The organism is uncultured Actinomyces sp., from assembly GCF_963542285.1.
Lineage (GTDB): Bacteria > Actinomycetota > Actinomycetes > Actinomycetales > Actinomycetaceae > Pauljensenia.
This window is the reverse complement of the sequence record NZ_CAUTWQ010000003.1, coordinates 22,619-38,789: the sequence shown is the minus strand read 5'-3', so window position 1 is coordinate 38,789 and position 16,171 is coordinate 22,619. Positions and strand designations below refer to the sequence as shown.

The following is a 16,171-nucleotide window of genomic DNA, read 5'->3' as shown; positions in this document are numbered from 1 at the left end:
TTTTCTGTCCTTGGGCAAGGTCGTGCTCGGTGAAAAAACTGGTGGCCCCGGTTTCCCGAGGCCACCAGCAGTGCGGACGATCAGCCCGCGAGGAAATTCTGATCCAGTCGGATCTTGTTCAAGATCAAACCGGCTCTTGTTGAGACATCCGCGGAAGAAACGCGAGAGCGGAACTTCCAGTAGGACCACGCAGTGTAGACAAGAACCACGGGGACCAAGCAGAGGGCAACGATCGACATCACGGTGAGAGTTCCCGTAGTCGACGAGGCCTGCGCGATGGTCAGCGAATAAGCGGGATCGATGCTCGACTTCATGACGTTGGGCGCCATAGCTGCGAAGATCCATGCAACTGCTCCGGCCATCGCGAGGCAGGAGAAGAGGAAGGACAGGCCTTCGTTACGCAAGACAGTCTGCGAGAAGACAGTCGAGGCGATGAGGCACAGTGCTGCGATGAGCAACGGGATCCATGCCAAGACATTCGTTGAGTACGCGAGCTGTCCCCAGATTACCCACACTGCGGCCAGAGCAGTGGCAACCACTGTCGCGGGAGCTGCGAAACCATTCGCGCGTTCCTTCAGGTCGCCTTCGGTCTTGAGGGCCAAGAACTGAGCGCCGTGAGCAAGGCACAGGGCAACCAGGACAAGACCACCCAAGAGAGTGTAGGGGGTGAGCAGTGAGAAGAAACCACCTGTCAGCTGGTGAACAGCTGTATTGAGGGAGGAGGGGACATCCGCAGGTGCAACGACCGCGTTCGTTCCGAGAGTGACGACCTCGATCTTCATTCCCTGAACCAGGTTGGCGAATGCCACACCGAAGAGAAGAGGAACAAGCAGCGCGGAGACGGCGTGAACGCGATCCCAGACAGTGCGCCATTGCTCAGAGTTGAGCTTCGGGCGCCATTCAATCGCGCAGACGCGAACGATGAGCGCCAGCAGAATGAGGAAGAGTGCTAGGTACATTCCCGAGAACATGGTTGCGTACCATTCGGGGAATGCTGCGAAGGTCGCGCCACCGGCGGTCAGCAGCCAGACCTCGTTACCGTCCCAGTGAGGGCCGATTGTGTGTAGCGCTTGGGTGCGCTCGCGATCATCGCGTGCGAGGAAGCCCTGGAGCATTCCCACTCCGTAGTCGAAGCCCTCGAGGACCAGGTACATGGTCCACAAGATAGCGATGAGGATGAACCACAAAATACTCAAAGTCATGGTTTTTCCTTTCCTCAGTAGCCGAATGAGAGTGCGCCAGAGACTGCTTCCTTATCGGTAGCGTCCTTGGGGCGGGGGTGGAGTCCCTCGATGGCGTAGCGCTTCATGAGGATGAACCACACGACACCGAGGATTGCGTAGAGGATGGAGAAGACGCTCATCGACACCAGGACCTGCCAGGCGGGAACAGCGCTGGAGATACCGGCAGATGTCATCATCATGACCGATCCGACGGGATCGCCGCTTTCAAGGCCTGCGATGTTGGGAACAACGACCCAGGGTTGACGGCCCATTTCGGTGAAGATCCAACCGAAAGAAGCACCGAGGAAGGGCATGGGGATTGAAACGAGTGCGAAGATCCCCAAGGCCTTCGATGCGGGAGTCCGTCCCTTACGTGTTGCCCACAGTCCCCACAGCGCGAGCGCCGCGGAGAATGCTGCAGTACCGATCATCAAGCGGAATGTCCAGAAGGTCACCATCTGCGGGGGACGGAAATCGTATTGCTTCGCATCGCCGTAGGTCTTGACAAAATCCTCATTGGAGTTGAGGAGCTCAACCAGGCGCTGCTGCTCATCTGCAACACCCTTAACGTCTGCAGAGAAGGAGTTGTGAGACATGAAAGCAGCGACGCCGGGAACCTGAATGAACTTGGTCGGCTGCTTGCCGTCATCGCCCAAGGGACAGTCGCCGAATTGAGCGACGGTAAATGCTGCGCCTTGAGTATCAACACAGACACCTTCCGCAGCTGCCATCTTCATGGGCTGAATCTTGACCAGCTCTTGGCCCTGGAAGTGGCCGCTTGCCGCGGTTCCAAGCCCACCGATGAGGATAACCAGCAGGCCGAAGCGGGCGATAGGACGCCACATAGACGAGGCTTCCTTTGCTCCCTCTTCACCACCGAGGCGCTTGGCGCGGATCATCCACCAGAACGCGATGCCTGCAACGAAAGTACCGGCAACAAGCCAAGCAGAGGTGATGACGTGGGAGTACTCCCACACGAGGACCGGGTTGGTGACGACCTCGAGGAAGCCAGCTACTCCGTCGAGCTCTGCACGGCCCGTTTCGGGGTTGAAACGTGCGCCGACGGGGTGCTGCATCCAAGAGTTCGCGCTCAGGATCCACAGTGCCGAGAACATCGTGCCAAAGGAAACGAGCCAGATGCAGGCAAGGTGCCATCCCTTGGAAAGGCGGCCCCATCCAAAGATCCACAGGCCAAGGAAGGTTGATTCAAGGAAGAAGGCCAGAAGGGCTTCGATTGCGAGCGGAGCGCCGAAGATATCGCCGACGTAACGCGAGTACTCCGACCAGTTCATGCCGAATTGGAATTCCTGCACGATACCGGTGGCAACGCCAAGGGCGAAGTTGATCAAGAGCAACTTGCCAAAGAATCGAGTTGCCTGGAGCCACTCCTCTTTACCGGTCTTGTGCCACACGGTTTGCATAATCGCGACCAAGAGCGACAGACCGATGGTGAGAGGAACCAAGACGAAGTGGTAAACGGTCAGGATGCCGAATTGCCATCGTCCCAGTGTCAGCGCATCAAGTGCTGCTGGAGCAAAGGTCATGGTCATAGTCCTGTCTCAGGGAAATTGTGTTCAGGGTGTGTCATAAGTTCGTCACAGCTGTGGCAAAACTTTGACGACGTTGTGTCAATAAATATAGTTCCCCGCCGTGTTTAATGCCGCTTTTCTGAATAAAACCGCGGCCGTGTCGTTATATTTAAAGTGATTCTATAGTGACGCGGTGAACATTGGAAGAACCGCCGCGAAGGTGCCCGGGCATGCCCGCAATCCCTATGAGAGAATGGGAAATACGAAATGGGTGGAGCGCACTCTCTGCTCATCACAGGGCGGCCTGCTAGCAACAGATGGACGCCTGTGGTTGCCAGTTGCAACTTCGATAAGACTTCCGCTTCATTGCGTGTAATACAGACCTAGTAGTGCGAGCTCGGTCAACATACTGACATTGTGAAAGAAGAGGCCATGCCTGAAACTCCAGCAGCAACTCTGCTTTTCCAGGCTCCGACATTCCAGGAACCGACTTTTTCTGCCCCCGCAAATGCTTCGCAGAGTGAGACGGAAGAAAAGCCTCGTCGTCGCTCGCGTACCCGCGAAGTGAAGGCGGAGGAAACGACCGAAGAAACAACGACGAAGAAGCGTGCGCGTTCGCGAAAGAAGACAGCAGACGACGATGCCTCCTCAGAGGCGGCCCAGCCAAAGCGTCGGCGCTCTCGGCGTAAGGACCAGGATGAAGAAGCGTCCGAGGTCGCCGAGAAGGCCGAGAAGGAGCAGGTAGCACCTGCTAGTGAGGCTGCCGACAGCTCGGATAACTCTGAAAATGGTGAAGAGACGACTCGTCGCCGTCGCCGTCGTCGCGTTCGCGCCTCTGAAGCTCAAGAGGGAACTGACGAAGTTCAAGCACTCAAAGGCTCAACCCGCCTTGAGGCCAAAAAGCAGCGCCGCAAGGAAGGGCGCCGTGAGGGACGTCGTCACCACCGCATTACCGAATCTGAATTCCTGGCTCGACGCGAGTCTGTGAATCGTAAGATGGTGATTCGTGGCCAGGATGGTCTGGATCAGATTGCAATCATCGAAGACGATCTTCTGGTCGAGCACTATGTTGCGCGCCGTACTCAAAAGACGGCGGTTGGCAATATTTATATGGGGCGCGTTCAAAACGTTCTGCCCTCGATGGAAGCTGCCTTCGTTGACATTGGTAAGGGGCGCAATGCTGTGCTCTATGCCGGTGAAGTGAATTGGGACGCTGTCGGTCTTGAAGGAAAGCCTCGCCGCATCGAATCTGCCTTGAAATCCGGTGACCCGGTCCTCGTTCAGGTCACAAAGGATCCGATCGGCCACAAGGGTGCGCGCCTGACCAGCCAGATTACTTTGGCTGGACGCTACCTTGTTCTGATCCCCGGTGGCTCCATGATGGGCATTTCGCGAAAGCTTCCTGAGCGTGAGCGTATCCGCTTGAAGAAGATCCTCAAGCAGGTTGTCCCTGATTCTGCCGGCGTAATTGTACGTACCGCTGCTGAAGGGGCAACGGAAGAGCAAATTCGCGATGATGTTCGCCGTCTGAGTAAGCAGTGGGACGATATTGAATCCAAGCTTGCTACAACGAAGAACGCCCCGGTTTTGCTGCGCGGTGAGCCTGAACTTGCGGTTCGTGTTGTCCGCGACATCTTCAATGAAGACTTTGCAGAGCTCATCATTGAAGGAAGCGAGACCTATGAAACGGTCAAGGCATACGTTGACGAGCTCTCTCCTGAGCTTTCTGATCGCGTGACCAAGTGGGTTGGAACAGAAGATGTTTTCCACGCCTACCGCGTGGATGAGCAGCTTGCCAAGGGAATGGACCGCAAGGTCTGGTTGCCTAGTGGTGGCACGCTCATTATCGATCGCACTGAAGCCATGACCGTGATCGATGTGAACACCGGTAAGTTCATCGGTGCGGGCGGAACTTTGGAAGAGACGGTCACTCGAAATAATCTCGAGGCCGCCGAAGAGATTGTCCGTCAGCTTCGTCTGCGCGATATCGGCGGAATTGTCATTATCGACTTCGTCGACATGGTTTTGGAGTCGAACCGCGATCTTGTTCTTCGTCGTCTAGTTGAGTGCTTGGGTCGAGATCGCACACGTCATCAAGTCACTGAAATCACCTCACTGGGTCTGGTTCAGATGACCCGTAAGCGTGTAGGTGAGGGGCTGGTTGAGGCCTTCTCTACCACCTGTGAAGCTTGCGAGGGTCGCGGATTCATTGTCCATCACCACCCGGTAGAGATTCAGGGTGCGGCTGAGGAAGCCCCGAAGCGCTCGAAGAAGTCTCAAAATCGTGCGCGCGTTGAAGATAGCCCTGAGCACGAGCGCGCTCGTGAGGCGATGACTGCAATTGCAGCTGCGAGCAACCGTGAGGACTCAGCTCAATCCGCTCATCAAGACGGTGAAGCGCAAGTTTCGGATGAGAAGTCCGAATCTGCACAGCAGGATGTGTCGCAGCAGCGAAAGACTGTGCGCGAAGCCTCAGCAGAGGCGAAGCGCCAGCGTCGTTCACGCGGGATAACGCGTCCCCAGGAAGACGGACCTGCTGTCAGTCGGGGAGAAGCTGCTCCCGAGCCTCAGGATGCTCCCACGGTTGCGCCCGCACAAACCCAGCTGCAATCTGCAGCGGCTCGTGACGAAGCCTCGAGCCCCGAGAAGGCTGCTAAGCCGTCGCGTCCTGCGCGTTCACGTCGACGTCGCGCGGTGAGTGAGGCGAGTGAACCCACTCGGGTCCATATTGATCTTCCGGAGCCAGCTGCACCTGTTGCTGCAACCCATACGACGCAAGAGATTGTTATCAACGTTCCTGCGCGGAGCGAAGAAACAACTCCTGTAAAGCGCTCTCGTCGGCGCAGGGTTGCCGTGAGTGAACCCGCAGCACCCCCGGTTGAAGGGTGACAGTGCCCAAGCACACACCCAAAAAACGAAAAAAATCCCTCTAGCGGTTTGCTTCAGGCGGGGTTTTCAGCTAAATTTGATCGTCGGCGCAACGAGCGCCAACGGGCTTAGTGTTTCTTGATGAGGAACGTTGTTCGAACGTGGAAGCCTAGCCCGTCCAAGTTTCGAGAAGAGATGAGCTTCAACGTGGTCTACGCGATCGTCAAGGCCGGCGGCCGGCAGGAAAAGGTGTCCGTCGGTGACGTCGTCGTCGTCGACAAGCTGGCAGAAGAAATTGGTGCCAGCATCGAACTCCAGCCTTTGATGCTGGTCGATGGCGATGCAATCACCGTCGAGCCCAGCGCACTGGAGAAGGTCACGGTCAAGGCAGAGGTTGTTGACTCTGCGAAGGGCCCGAAGATCTCCATTATCAAGTACAAGAACAAGACCGGTTACCGTAAGCGTCAGGGTCATCGCCAGAAGCTCTCGGTTGTCAAGATCACTGAGATCGCCTGAACCGTTCGATATAGAAAGTAGACGTCGAGATGGCACATAAGAAGGGCCTTGGCTCCTCCCGCAACGGCCGCGACTCGAACGCCCAGCGACTGGGCGTCAAGCGCTACGGCGGCCAGCTGGTAAACGCCGGCGAAATTATCGTTCGTCAGCGCGGCACCCACTTCCACCCCGGTGAGGGCGTTGGTCGTGGCAAGGACGACACCCTCTTCGCGCTGCGCGCGGGTGCGGTTGAGTTCGCAACCCGTCGTGACCGTAGGGTTGTCAACATCGTTGAACCGGTCTCTGCCTGAGACCGACCGCTGATTGGGGGCGTCCGGCACAAGGCCGGATGCCCCTTTTCACTATCCTGATTCGCGCTGGCGCGCACTGGCCAAGACTGGAGACCACAGTGGCAAGCTTTGTCGATCGAGTAACGATTTTCGCCCAGGGAGGCAACGGCGGCCATGGCGTTGCCTCGGTGAAACGCGAAAAGTTTAAGCCGCTGGGAGGACCCGACGGTGGAAACGGCGGCAATGGTGGCTCTGTCATCCTTGAAGTCGACCCCCAGGTCACGACTCTGCTGACCTATCACCGGAACCCGCACCAGCGCGCAGAAAATGGAACCCAGGGCATGGGTGACTTCCGCCAGGGAAAAAATGGTGCGGATACAATTCTTCCTGTCCCCGATGGCACCGTTGTGAAGTCGACTCGCGGTGAGCTCCTTGCTGACCTTACGGGGGTTGGTGCTCAATTTGTCGTAGCCGAAGGTGGTCGCGGTGGTCTGGGAAATGCTGCCCTGGCCTCGAAGAAGCGTAAGGCGCCCGGTTTTGCTCTTCTGGGTGAACCCGGTGAAGAACACAATGTTGTTCTGGAGTTGAAGTCTGTTGCAGATGTTGCGCTTGTTGGGTATCCCTCGGCTGGAAAGTCATCCTTAATCGCTGCGATGTCTGCAGCGCGTCCAAAGATTGCTGACTATCCCTTCACGACCCTCGTTCCAAACTTGGGTGTTGTCCAAGCTGGAGAAGCACGCTTTACTGTTGCCGATGTTCCCGGTCTCATTCCCGGTGCTTCTGCAGGTAGGGGACTCGGTCTAGATTTTCTGCGCCATATCGAGCGTTGCGCAGTTATTGTGCACGTCTTGGATACTGCGACTTTTGAGGTTGATCGAGATCCGGTTTCCGACCTGCGGACGATTGAGGCAGAGCTAGCTGCATATGAAGGTGATCTAGGCGAGATTGAGGGCTATGTTCCCCTGATGCAGCGTCCTCGTGTGATCGCGCTGAACAAGATCGATATTCCTGACGGCAAGGACTTGGCGGAGATTACCAAGCCTGAGCTTGAGGTCTTCGGTTGGCCAATTTTTGAGGTCTCAGCAGTAAGCCACGAAGGCCTGAAGGAATTTTCATTTGCGCTTGCGCGTCTTGTCGATGAACACCGAGCACAACTGCCCGCGCTCGAAGCGGCACGTACGGTTCTTCGGCCTCGACCGGTGGGAAGCAAGGACGAGATTACTGTCCGCGTTGTCGAACACGCAGGGGAGACCGTCTACCAGGTGCGTGGGCGCAAACCCGAGCGCTGGGTGCTCCAGACCGACTTCTCCAACGACGAGGCCGTGGGTTACCTTGCCGATCGCCTTGCCGGTGCCGGCGTGGAAGAAGAACTGATGAAGGCGGGAGCTCACGCTGGCGATACCGTCGTTATTGGAACTCTTCACGACGGCGTCATTTTTGATTGGGAGCCTACCTTGACTACCGGTCCTGAGCTGCTTGGACAGCGAGGAACTGACCTTCGTCTGGACCGAAACGAGCGGCGTACAACAAGTGAACGTCGCGAACGCTATCGCGACATGATGGATGCGAAGTCAGCGGCTCGTGAAGAACTTTGGACCGAAAGGTCCAGTGGTGTCTGGACCGATCCGGAGGATGAACGCTAAATGTCCCCAAGGGGTAGTGCGGTGCAACAGGCGCGTCGCATCGTTGTGAAAATCGGCTCCTCATCGCTCACGCGTGAGGATGGAGGGCTTGACCTGAATCGCATTGATTCCGTTGCCAGGCTGGTTTCAGCGAAGGCAAGGCGAGGATGCGAGATTCTCATTGTTTCTTCGGGAGCTGTCGCTGCCGGTTTGGAGCCCCTTGGACTGAGCGCACGCCCGAAGGACCTCGCAAGTGTGCAGGCTGCTGCGGCGATGGGACAGGGATACCTGATGGCTCGCTGGTCCTCAGCTTTCCAGGCTCACCATCTACACGTTGCGCAGGTGCTGCTGACCGCCGCGGATGTGATGCAGCGTGAACACTACACGAACGCGATGTCTGCGCTGGATAAACTTCTTGCCTACGGTGTTGTGCCGATCATTAATGAAAATGATGCAGTTACAACCCGTGAGGTGCGTTTCGGTGATAATGACCGACTGGCCTCTTATGTCGCGCAAATGGTAGGTGCGGATATCTTGATTCTGCTCACCGATGTCGATGGGCTCTACACAGCTCCTCCTTCGCAGCCCGATGCTCGTTTAATTTCTGAAGTTAACGCGACCGATGAGCTCAGCAACGTTGACGTCAGGGGAGCGGGCTCGTCGGTGGGCACTGGAGGCATGGCAACGAAGCTACATGCTGCTAGCATGGCGCAACACGCCGGCATCGGGGTTGTTCTTACCAGTGCTGACCGTTTGAGCGAGGCCCTGAGTGGCGAAGCAGTTGGTACGTGGTTTGAACCCACGCGTCATCGCCCAGCTTCTCGCACGCTTTGGATTGCCCATGTCGCCACCTCTAATGGCCAATTCCTGATCGATGCCGGTGCGCGAAGGGCAATCACCCATGGTAAGAAATCCCTTCTTCCCGCGGGGATTAAAGAGGTCCTGGGTGTTTTTTCAGCGGGCGATGTTGTCGACATTGCAGACGATAATGGACTGATCGCGCGCGGAATTTCGCGCTATGACTCAGATACACTCGCACACATCATTGATTCACACGAGGGCTCAGAAACGAATAAGCACATGCGCCCAGCGGTTCACCGCGATGATCTTGCACTTCTGGTTCGGGAGTAGAACATGAGTAATGATCTGGATATTTTTGAGTTGACTGACCGCGCGAAGCGGGCGCAGCGAGCGCTGGCAACTTCGACTACCGCGCAGCGCAACGGTATTCTTCTGGCGATTTCTCGCGCACTCGTCGACCACTGTGAGCAGATCCTTCATGCAAATGCGCAGGACTGCCAGCGCGCCAAAGAACGCGGTATGGCTGCTGGGCTTGTTGACCGCCTCCGACTTGATGAATCCCGTATTCGCGCGATTTCCAGCGCGGTTCTCGACGTTATTGCTCTTGAGGACCCTGTTGGTACCGTGATCCGCGGCGGCCGTACAGACGATGGTCTTCGTGTTACTCAGCTTCGAGTTCCCATGGGTGTCATTGGGATGATTTATGAGGCTCGTCCGAATGTCACAGTCGACGCCTCGATCCTGTGCTTGAAGGCCGGAAATGCAGTGATCCTTCGTGGTGGAAGTGCAGCGCAGAATACCAACGAGACTCTTGTTGAGGTTATTCGTGCGGCCATTGATTCCCTTGGTTTTTCAGCTGATCTTGTCCAAACAGTTGATCCCTGGGGGAGAGACGGCGCACGTGCCATGATGCGCGCACGCGGAGGCATTGATGTTTTGATTCCGCGCGGCGGCGAAGGCCTGATCCGTGCAGTGGTGGAAGAATCGACCGTTCCTGTTATCGAGACGGGAACGGGAAACTGCCATGTCTATGTTGATTCGGGAGCAGACATTGACGCGGCGTTACGAATCATTGTCAACGCGAAAACTCAAAGGGTTGGGGTTTGTAACGCTGCTGAAACCCTTCTTGTCCACCGCGATATGGTCCACAGCTTCCTCCCTCAAGCTTTGGCGGAGCTTACTCGTCTTGGAGTACGCATTCATGCCGATGCTGCAGCGCGTGAATGTGCCGCACATGTGAGTAGCGTTGATCAGAGCTTGATCAGCGAGGCGACAGAGGATGACTGGCGTACCGAATATTTGTCAATGGATCTGGCAGTGAAGGTCGTCGACTCCATTGAGGAAGCGGTTGAACATATTCGTCGCTATTCCTCAGGCCACACAGAAGCGATTTGTACGGTTTCAATCAGTGCGGCGAACTATTTCCGCTCAAATATTGATAGCGCAGCTATTGCCGTCAACGCCTCGACACGCTTCACTGATGGTGGACAACTTGGATTGGGTGCGGAAATCGGTATATCCACGCAGAAATTGCATGCCCGTGGTCCAATGGGATTGGCTGAGCTGACAACCAGCCAGTGGGTTATTGAAGGTGACGGAGCAGTTCGAAAGTAGGGAAGGGAAGCATGCAAACTTTGGACCCGGCCTCGGGAAAACTACGTCGCTCGATCGGTATTATGGGTGGAACCTTTGATCCGATCCACCACGGTCACTTGGTGGCGGCATCTGAAGTCATGGATGTCTTCCAGCTTGACCAGGTGATTTTCGTTCCCACGGCTATGCAGCCCTTCAAAGCGGGTCGCAAAGTGACTCCTGCGGAACACCGGTATTTGATGACGGTAATCGCGACGGCCTCGAACCCCCGATTCTCAGTTTCGCGAGTCGATATTGACCGAGGCGGGACAACCTATACGATCGATACTCTTCACGATTTGCGAAAAATCTATCCGGATGCGGATTTCTACTTCATCACTGGTGCGGATGCGCTGACACAGATTGTCCAGTGGAAAGACGCTGATCTTCTCTTCGAAATTGCGCACTTCATTGGGGTGACACGCCCGGGACACGTGCTTGATGCGAAGAAACTTCCGGCTTCGTCGGTGTCCTTACTGGAGGTACCCGCAATGGCAATTTCTTCAACCGACTGCCGCAAGCGTGTCGAACGCGGAAAGCCGGTGTGGTACCTGGTGCCCGATGGGGTTGTCCAATACATCAACAAATACAGGCTGTATCAGTAGCCTCACGCAGTGGTTCAGTTGCTGGACCATCGTGTTCTTCGGTAGCCGCATGGCCCAGAAAATGGCAGACTGAAAACGGCGAAAGGAAAAATGTGGACGTTCAAAGCAAAGACCTGATTAGCAGTGCCCTGCGGGGCGCGGCCAATAAACTCGCGCAAGATCCAGTGTTGATTGACGTTTCACAGCGTCTGGGGATCGCGGAGTCTTTCCTTCTGGTCTCTGCCCCTTCGTCGCGTCAGGTGCGCGCAATCGCTGAGGAAATCATGGATGAGATCGGGCGCGATTACCACATCGTTCCTCAGCGCATCGAGGGCCGCAGCGAAGGCACGTGGGTGCTGGCCGACTACGGCGATGTTGTTATTCATGTGATGAGCCAGGAAGACCGCGAGTTTTACGCTCTTGAGCGTTTGTGGTCAGATCAGACAATTACCCGCCTTGAACTTCCTGATGTAGCGCCCGGTGCGGGTGTGCGTCCGTTTATGACTCCTTCGCAGGTTATTGAGGAGATGAGCGAATGAGTGTCGATACTTCTTCCGTTTCTGCCGAGGCCGTGGCTGGGTATTCCCAGATCGCTGGCGCGCGGCGGATTGTTTTTCTTCGTCATGGACAGACCGACTACAACGTCCAGCATCGTTTCCAGGGGATTATTGATATTCCTTTGAACTCGGTGGGTCGTGAGCAGGCCGTCGAAGGCGGTAAGGTTCTGGCTCGCCGGCTTGCCGGTGGAGGTCGAATTGGCGGTCTGAACGCCGATTATGTTTCAGCAACGGCTGTTCGTCTTGTCTCCTCACCTTTGGAACGTGCCTTGAATACCGCTCAGGCATTGGCTGAGGAGCTGAAGACCTTAGGCGTTGAAGTAGGGGAGATCGCGGTCGATAAGCGCCTTCTCGAGCGTTCCTACGGCGTTTTTGAAGGTCTGGATTTCGATCAGATTGCCGAGCAATACCCCGAGTGGTTGCTTGAGTGGCGTCAGACGGGCGAAAGTGCGGGAGCTGGTGTTGAGCCCGGAGGTGTAGTGGGCGATCGCGTTCGCGAGGCCGTGCTTGAGCATGCCGCAGAGGTTCCCGAAGGTGGTACTTTGGTTGCCGTTTCGCATGGCGCTGCTATCGCGCGCGGTGTGATGTCCACGATTGGCTTGGATCCGCGTCATTTTGATTGCATCCGCGGCGTTGACAATGTTCACTGGTCAGAACTCGTCCTTGCCGGTGGCGGTGGTTCTGGTGCCTCGGGTGCCGCCCGTTGGCGTCTGGCTTCACACAATGTTGGGGCTCGCCCGGAGGTCTTTGGCGCGTAGGGGAGCGCAGGTGTGTTTCCTCGCACAGCTCCTTAATTTTGCCTTGGCGGGTATCGTCCGCTATTCTTAACAGGTCCGAGTGAGAGATCGCCGGAACCTACGGGGCTATGGCGCAGTTGGTAGCGCGCTTCCATGGCATGGAAGAGGTCAGGGGTTCGAATCCCCTTAGCTCCACAAAAAGACCGCTGGATGTGTGATCATCCAGCGGATTTTTGTATAAGAAAAGAACTTAACGTGCGCGGGAAATGCTAAGAAGTGATCTCAGGGAGTACTTCGAATAGAGAAGGAGGGGAGTCGGATCAAATCCGGCTCCCCTCCCGCGCTAGGCTAGCGATGCTTAGTGCACGTCGATCGCTTCCTCAGCTCCCGCCTCGGGAAGGGTAGGCTCACTATCCGTGCGCGCAACCACTCCACGAATCCAGCGGTAGAGGAGGGCAATGCTTCCGACGAAGAAGATCGCACCGATGAAGGTTGCGGGCGTTGCGAAGGAATCGCCCACGACAGCAAGAGGTTCTTCACTTCCTGTCGCGCCAACAATGCCCGCGTAGATCACGCCAAAGAGGCTCTCGCCGACGATCAAGCCGGTTGCTAGGAGTGTACCCATACGGCGAGCACGCTCGGGATCCTTGCGAGTTGCAGACCAACGATCGTAGAAGAAGCCGATGATGCCACCGACGGGAATCAGAATCGTCAGCGAGGCGGGTAGATACATGCCCATGCCCACTGCCAAAGGCGGCAGAGCAAAACGACGCTTCGTCGTGAGGTTCAAAACCTCGTCAATGATGACGATAACAATGCCGATGATGGCTCCCAGACCCAGAAGGCTCCAATTCTGAGTTCCACCGATGACGCCCTTTGCGAGGGCGGAAATCAACGAGGCCTGAGGAGCAGCAAGCGCGTCAGCGCCGGCGTTGGGAGCTCCCTGGAAACCGAAGGCATTTTGCATAAGGTTCAAAACCGGAGGAATGATAAGCGCGCCAAAAACAACGCCGATGATCAAAGCCACCTGCTGCTTCCACGGAGTTGCGTTTACCAGCTGACCGGTCTTGAGGTCCTGCAGGTTATCATTCGAGATCGTCGCAATACAGAAGACAATTGCTGCGGTAAAGAGCGTGTAGGCAATCAGAGCTGTTGTCTCTGCAGGAGAGGAGCCGTGACCGTGAACCGCAACAATCGCCAGCGCGGTGAGGACGACGACCAAAATGCCCACGCCGGATACGGGGCTATTGGATGAACCGATGAGGCCTGCCATGTAACCACAGACCGCTGCGACCAGGAGGCCTGCAAGAAGGGTGAAGATCACCGAAACAGCGATGAGCATTGCTGTGTTGTGTGCGATTTCCGTGCCGTTTGTAAACAGCCAGAGCAGGCCGCCCACGGGGATCATTGACAGCACAATCACCAGTGCGACAATCGTGATCGGGATGTCTCGTTCGGTCTGAGGAACCTCACCACCATCGTGACGGGTGTGTGAGGAGCGCATTGCGTCGCGGATTCCCTTGATGATTGGGGAAATGATCTTGACGAGGGTCCAGATTGCGGCAACAGCCATGACGCCTGCGCCGATGTAACGCACTTGGCTGGAAAAGACAGTACCGACGACATCAGACAATGCCGATCCATCAAGCTGGCCGGCGCTGAAGTAGGGAATCAGGATGAAGTAGGAAACGAACATGCCGATGAGCATCGCGATGCCAACAGTCAATCCAACAAGGTGGCCAACACCGATCAGGGCAAGCGACAGGGAAGTTCCGATCGAGGTTGCTCCAGCTCCGAGCTTAAACGTTGCGGAAAGCGACGAGCTTGCAACCTTCATGTAGGACAGCAAAGACATTGCTGCTGAGCAAATCGCGCCCCAGATAATTGCGTGTAGGCCAAGAGTGTTATCGTCTGACTTTTCGTGGGCATCGCCGACTTTGAGGATTTCGGCTCCTGCGACGCCTTCGGGGTAGGGAAGATCAGATCCGGTCACCAGCGCGCGACGCAGCGGGATCGAGTACATAACGCCTAGAAGGCCACCGACTGCGCAGACCGCCATTGTCGTCCAATAGGGGAAGCCGCTCCACCAGCCGACGATGACCAAGCCGGGGAGGATGAAGATCACTGCGGAAAGAGTTCCTGCAGCAGATGCAATCGTTTGGACAATGTTGTTTTCTTGGATGGTGTGATCGGCAAAAAACCGTAGAATTGCCATCGAGATGACGGCTGCAGGGATCGAGGTTGCGAAGGTTAATCCGACTTTCAATCCGAGGTAAACGTTTGCCGCGGTAAACAACAGGGTGATAATTCCACCAATAATAATGCCGCGGAAGGTTAATTCCTTCAGTGACGAGCGAGTGCTCCTAGTAGGCGTAGACACGTGAATCCTTTCCGTGTGCTGACGGTGTGGTCGCTCATGCAACCATCTATCGGTCAGACTAGTGATTGCAAGTCTAATCTCCTTATGAAAATTAAGTTCAATGTATGGTCACAATTTGGGAAAATTTTGTAAATACTGGGGATAATGAAATGAAGAACACACAGCGATGATGACGGATCAGCGAAAATCGTATTCCAGAGCCGCAGTCTCGACGTCTCTTGCCTTCCTTGGCATCGTCGTCATGAGTATGACCATGCGTTCCGGGGCAACATCAATTGGACCGTTGCTTGGAAATATTTCGCAGGCCTATCACGCGGGTGCGGGTGCACTGGGAGTTCTTTCTGCTCTTCCCTGTTTGGTATTTGCGGGTGTTGGCCTGATGGCTGTCCCCATGTCGAGGCGATGGGGAATGAGTATGATCCTCACGCTTGGGACATTCATCAGCGGGCTTGGTTTGCTTCTTCGTCCCTGGGCTGGGAACTTTACTCTCTTCTGTGTCCTCAGTGTTGTTGCTCTCGTTGGTCCCGCGCTGGCTAATGTCTTGGTTCCCGCGTGGATTAAGTACCACGAGGCCGGGAGGGGGACCCTGCTTGTTACTGCCTATGGGACGCTCCTTTTGATCGGCGGTGCCTTTGGCTCAGCTCTTGCTGTTCCTCTTGCTGGCAGGGATGGTCGGTATTGGCAGTATTCTCTGGCGGCTTGGGTTGTCTTTGCCTTCGTGGCAGGTCTTGTGTGGATCAGGATTACAGTGCGTGCAGGCAAGGATCGCCCTGATGGCGTAGCGGCGCGGGTAGTGCGTGAATCGCCCTCGGATGATAAACCTCAAAATCAGGAAGATTCCGTGCGAGTTTCGACCTCGAGATTGCCAATCTACCGCTCGCGAACAGCTATTGCACTGGTTCTTGGATTTGGGCTGCAATCACTCAATGCCTATGTACAGTTTGCCTTCCTTCCTCAAATTCTTATGAATTCCGGGTACTCTGCATCCTTTGCTTCTCTCATGGCGGCACTGGTGAATTTATGGGCGGTTGTTGGCGGACTGGTGATTCCCTTCATGATTGATACCGTTGGAACGCATATTCCGTGGCTCGCTGCATTCTTGGGTCTTCTTGCCTTCTGCGGTTGGCTTGGACTTGCAGCGTTTCCCGGGAGCTACGCACTGATCTGGGTATCACTCTTAGCAATTGGTGGTTTTACCTTCCCACTGATTTTGGCGCTCATTCCCGCACGCTCTCGCGATGCCGCAGTGACTGCGGATCTCTCAGCCTTGGTTCAGCCTATCGGCTACGTCATTGCTGCAGTTGGACCGATTGCTTTTGGTCTTTTGCTTCAGTCGCTTGGGAATCAAACCATTCCATTGATTGCCATGTCCGTAACCGGTTTACTCATGGGCGTAGCGACCTTTGTTGGTGCCGGAACGGGAATGGTCGACGATGAGCTTGAAGTCTAAATT

At 55.9% G+C, this 16,171-nt stretch carries 13 protein-coding genes and 1 tRNA gene; 11 read left to right on the top strand and 3 right to left on the bottom strand.

The genetic code is table 11. The features are described 5' to 3' along the window. Positions 1 to 80 precede the first annotated feature (80 nt). A complete protein-coding gene (gene cydB / locus RW023_RS02200; protein ID WP_315579687.1) occupies positions 81 to 1,202 on the bottom strand; it encodes a cytochrome d ubiquinol oxidase subunit II in 1,122 nt (373 codons plus the stop codon). Between the two features lie 14 nt (positions 1,203 to 1,216). Then, complete coding sequence (locus RW023_RS02195; RefSeq protein WP_315579686.1) at positions 1,217 to 2,767, bottom strand: cytochrome ubiquinol oxidase subunit I; 1,551 nt, start codon at positions 2,765 to 2,767, stop codon at positions 1,217 to 1,219. A gap of 417 nt (positions 2,768 to 3,184) precedes the next feature. On the opposite strand from RW023_RS02195, the gene RW023_RS02190 reads away from it, so the two are divergent. The 10 genes from RW023_RS02190 (at position 3,185) to RW023_RS02145 (ending at position 12,533) form a co-directional block, all read left to right on the top strand. Next, on the top strand, positions 3,185 to 5,641 hold the full coding sequence (locus RW023_RS02190) for an Rne/Rng family ribonuclease (protein ID WP_315579685.1): 2,457 nt from the start codon (positions 3,185 to 3,187) through the stop codon (positions 5,639 to 5,641). A gap of 174 nt (positions 5,642 to 5,815) precedes the next feature. After that, the gene (rplU, locus tag RW023_RS02185; RefSeq protein ID WP_034251010.1) at positions 5,816 to 6,136 is read left to right on the top strand and encodes a 50S ribosomal protein L21; all 321 of its coding nucleotides are present in this window, start codon (positions 5,816 to 5,818) and stop codon (positions 6,134 to 6,136) included. Between the two features lie 29 nt (positions 6,137 to 6,165). Next, positions 6,166 to 6,426, top strand: coding sequence for a 50S ribosomal protein L27 (gene rpmA / locus RW023_RS02180; protein WP_009748005.1), 261 nt, complete (start codon positions 6,166 to 6,168; stop codon positions 6,424 to 6,426). A 98-nt stretch (positions 6,427 to 6,524) separates the two neighbouring features. Continuing rightward, a complete protein-coding gene (gene obgE / locus RW023_RS02175) occupies positions 6,525 to 8,048 on the top strand; it encodes a GTPase ObgE (protein ID WP_315579684.1) in 1,524 nt (507 codons plus the stop codon). Further along, entirely contained in the window at positions 8,049 to 9,158 is a 1,110-nt protein-coding gene (gene proB, locus RW023_RS02170) for a glutamate 5-kinase (protein ID WP_315579683.1), read from the top strand. It abuts the gene before it with no gap. A 3-nt stretch (positions 9,159 to 9,161) separates the two neighbouring features. Further along, the gene (locus RW023_RS02165; RefSeq protein WP_315579682.1) at positions 9,162 to 10,442 is read left to right on the top strand and encodes a glutamate-5-semialdehyde dehydrogenase; all 1,281 of its coding nucleotides are present in this window, start codon (positions 9,162 to 9,164) and stop codon (positions 10,440 to 10,442) included. 11 nt (positions 10,443 to 10,453) lie between these two features. After that, positions 10,454 to 11,065: a nicotinate-nucleotide adenylyltransferase gene (gene nadD / locus RW023_RS02160; RefSeq protein ID WP_315579681.1), complete on the top strand. Its 612-nt coding sequence runs from the start codon at positions 10,454 to 10,456 to the stop codon at positions 11,063 to 11,065. Between the two features lie 92 nt (positions 11,066 to 11,157). After that, a complete protein-coding gene (gene rsfS / locus RW023_RS02155; RefSeq protein ID WP_315579680.1) occupies positions 11,158 to 11,583 on the top strand; it encodes a ribosome silencing factor in 426 nt (141 codons plus the stop codon). After that, positions 11,580 to 12,359 (top strand): histidine phosphatase family protein, encoded by a 780-nt coding sequence (locus RW023_RS02150; RefSeq protein WP_315579679.1) that lies wholly within the window; start codon positions 11,580 to 11,582, stop codon positions 12,357 to 12,359. The genes rsfS and RW023_RS02150 overlap by 4 nt, the downstream gene beginning before the upstream one ends. A gap of 101 nt (positions 12,360 to 12,460) precedes the next feature. Beyond that, positions 12,461 to 12,533: transfer RNA gene (locus RW023_RS02145), tRNA-Ala, on the top strand. 163 nt (positions 12,534 to 12,696) lie between these two features. Here RW023_RS02145 and RW023_RS02140 read toward each other — a convergent pair. Then, on the bottom strand, positions 12,697 to 14,718 hold the full coding sequence (locus RW023_RS02140; protein WP_315579678.1) for an OPT family oligopeptide transporter: 2,022 nt from the start codon (positions 14,716 to 14,718) through the stop codon (positions 12,697 to 12,699). Positions 14,719 to 14,884: 166 nt separating this feature from the next. Here RW023_RS02140 and RW023_RS02135 point away from each other — a divergent pair, with 166 nt between their 5' ends. Further along, entirely contained in the window at positions 14,885 to 16,168 is a 1,284-nt protein-coding gene (locus RW023_RS02135; RefSeq protein WP_315579677.1) for an MFS transporter, read from the top strand. Positions 16,169 to 16,171 lie beyond the last annotated feature (3 nt).

Excerpts from the sequence above, each read along its gene's own strand:
- rplU (WP_034251010.1), top strand. The coding sequence starts at position 5,816 with ATGAGCTTCAACGTGGTCTACGCGATCGTCAAGGCCGGCGGCCGGCAG.
- RW023_RS02195 (WP_315579686.1), bottom strand. The coding sequence starts at position 2,767 with ATGACCTTTGCTCCAGCAGCACTTGATGCGCTGACACTGGGACGATGG.
- RW023_RS02135 (WP_315579677.1), top strand. The coding sequence starts at position 14,885 with ATGATGACGGATCAGCGAAAATCGTATTCCAGAGCCGCAGTCTCGACG.
- proB (WP_315579683.1), top strand. The coding sequence starts at position 8,049 with ATGTCCCCAAGGGGTAGTGCGGTGCAACAGGCGCGTCGCATCGTTGTG.
- cydB (WP_315579687.1), bottom strand. The coding sequence starts at position 1,202 with ATGACTTTGAGTATTTTGTGGTTCATCCTCATCGCTATCTTGTGGACC.
- RW023_RS02150 (WP_315579679.1), top strand. The coding sequence starts at position 11,580 with ATGAGTGTCGATACTTCTTCCGTTTCTGCCGAGGCCGTGGCTGGGTAT.
- RW023_RS02165 (WP_315579682.1), top strand. The coding sequence starts at position 9,162 with ATGAGTAATGATCTGGATATTTTTGAGTTGACTGACCGCGCGAAGCGG.
- RW023_RS02190 (WP_315579685.1), top strand. The coding sequence starts at position 3,185 with ATGCCTGAAACTCCAGCAGCAACTCTGCTTTTCCAGGCTCCGACATTC.
- nadD (WP_315579681.1), top strand. The coding sequence starts at position 10,454 with ATGCAAACTTTGGACCCGGCCTCGGGAAAACTACGTCGCTCGATCGGT.
- rpmA (WP_009748005.1), top strand. The coding sequence starts at position 6,166 with ATGGCACATAAGAAGGGCCTTGGCTCCTCCCGCAACGGCCGCGACTCG.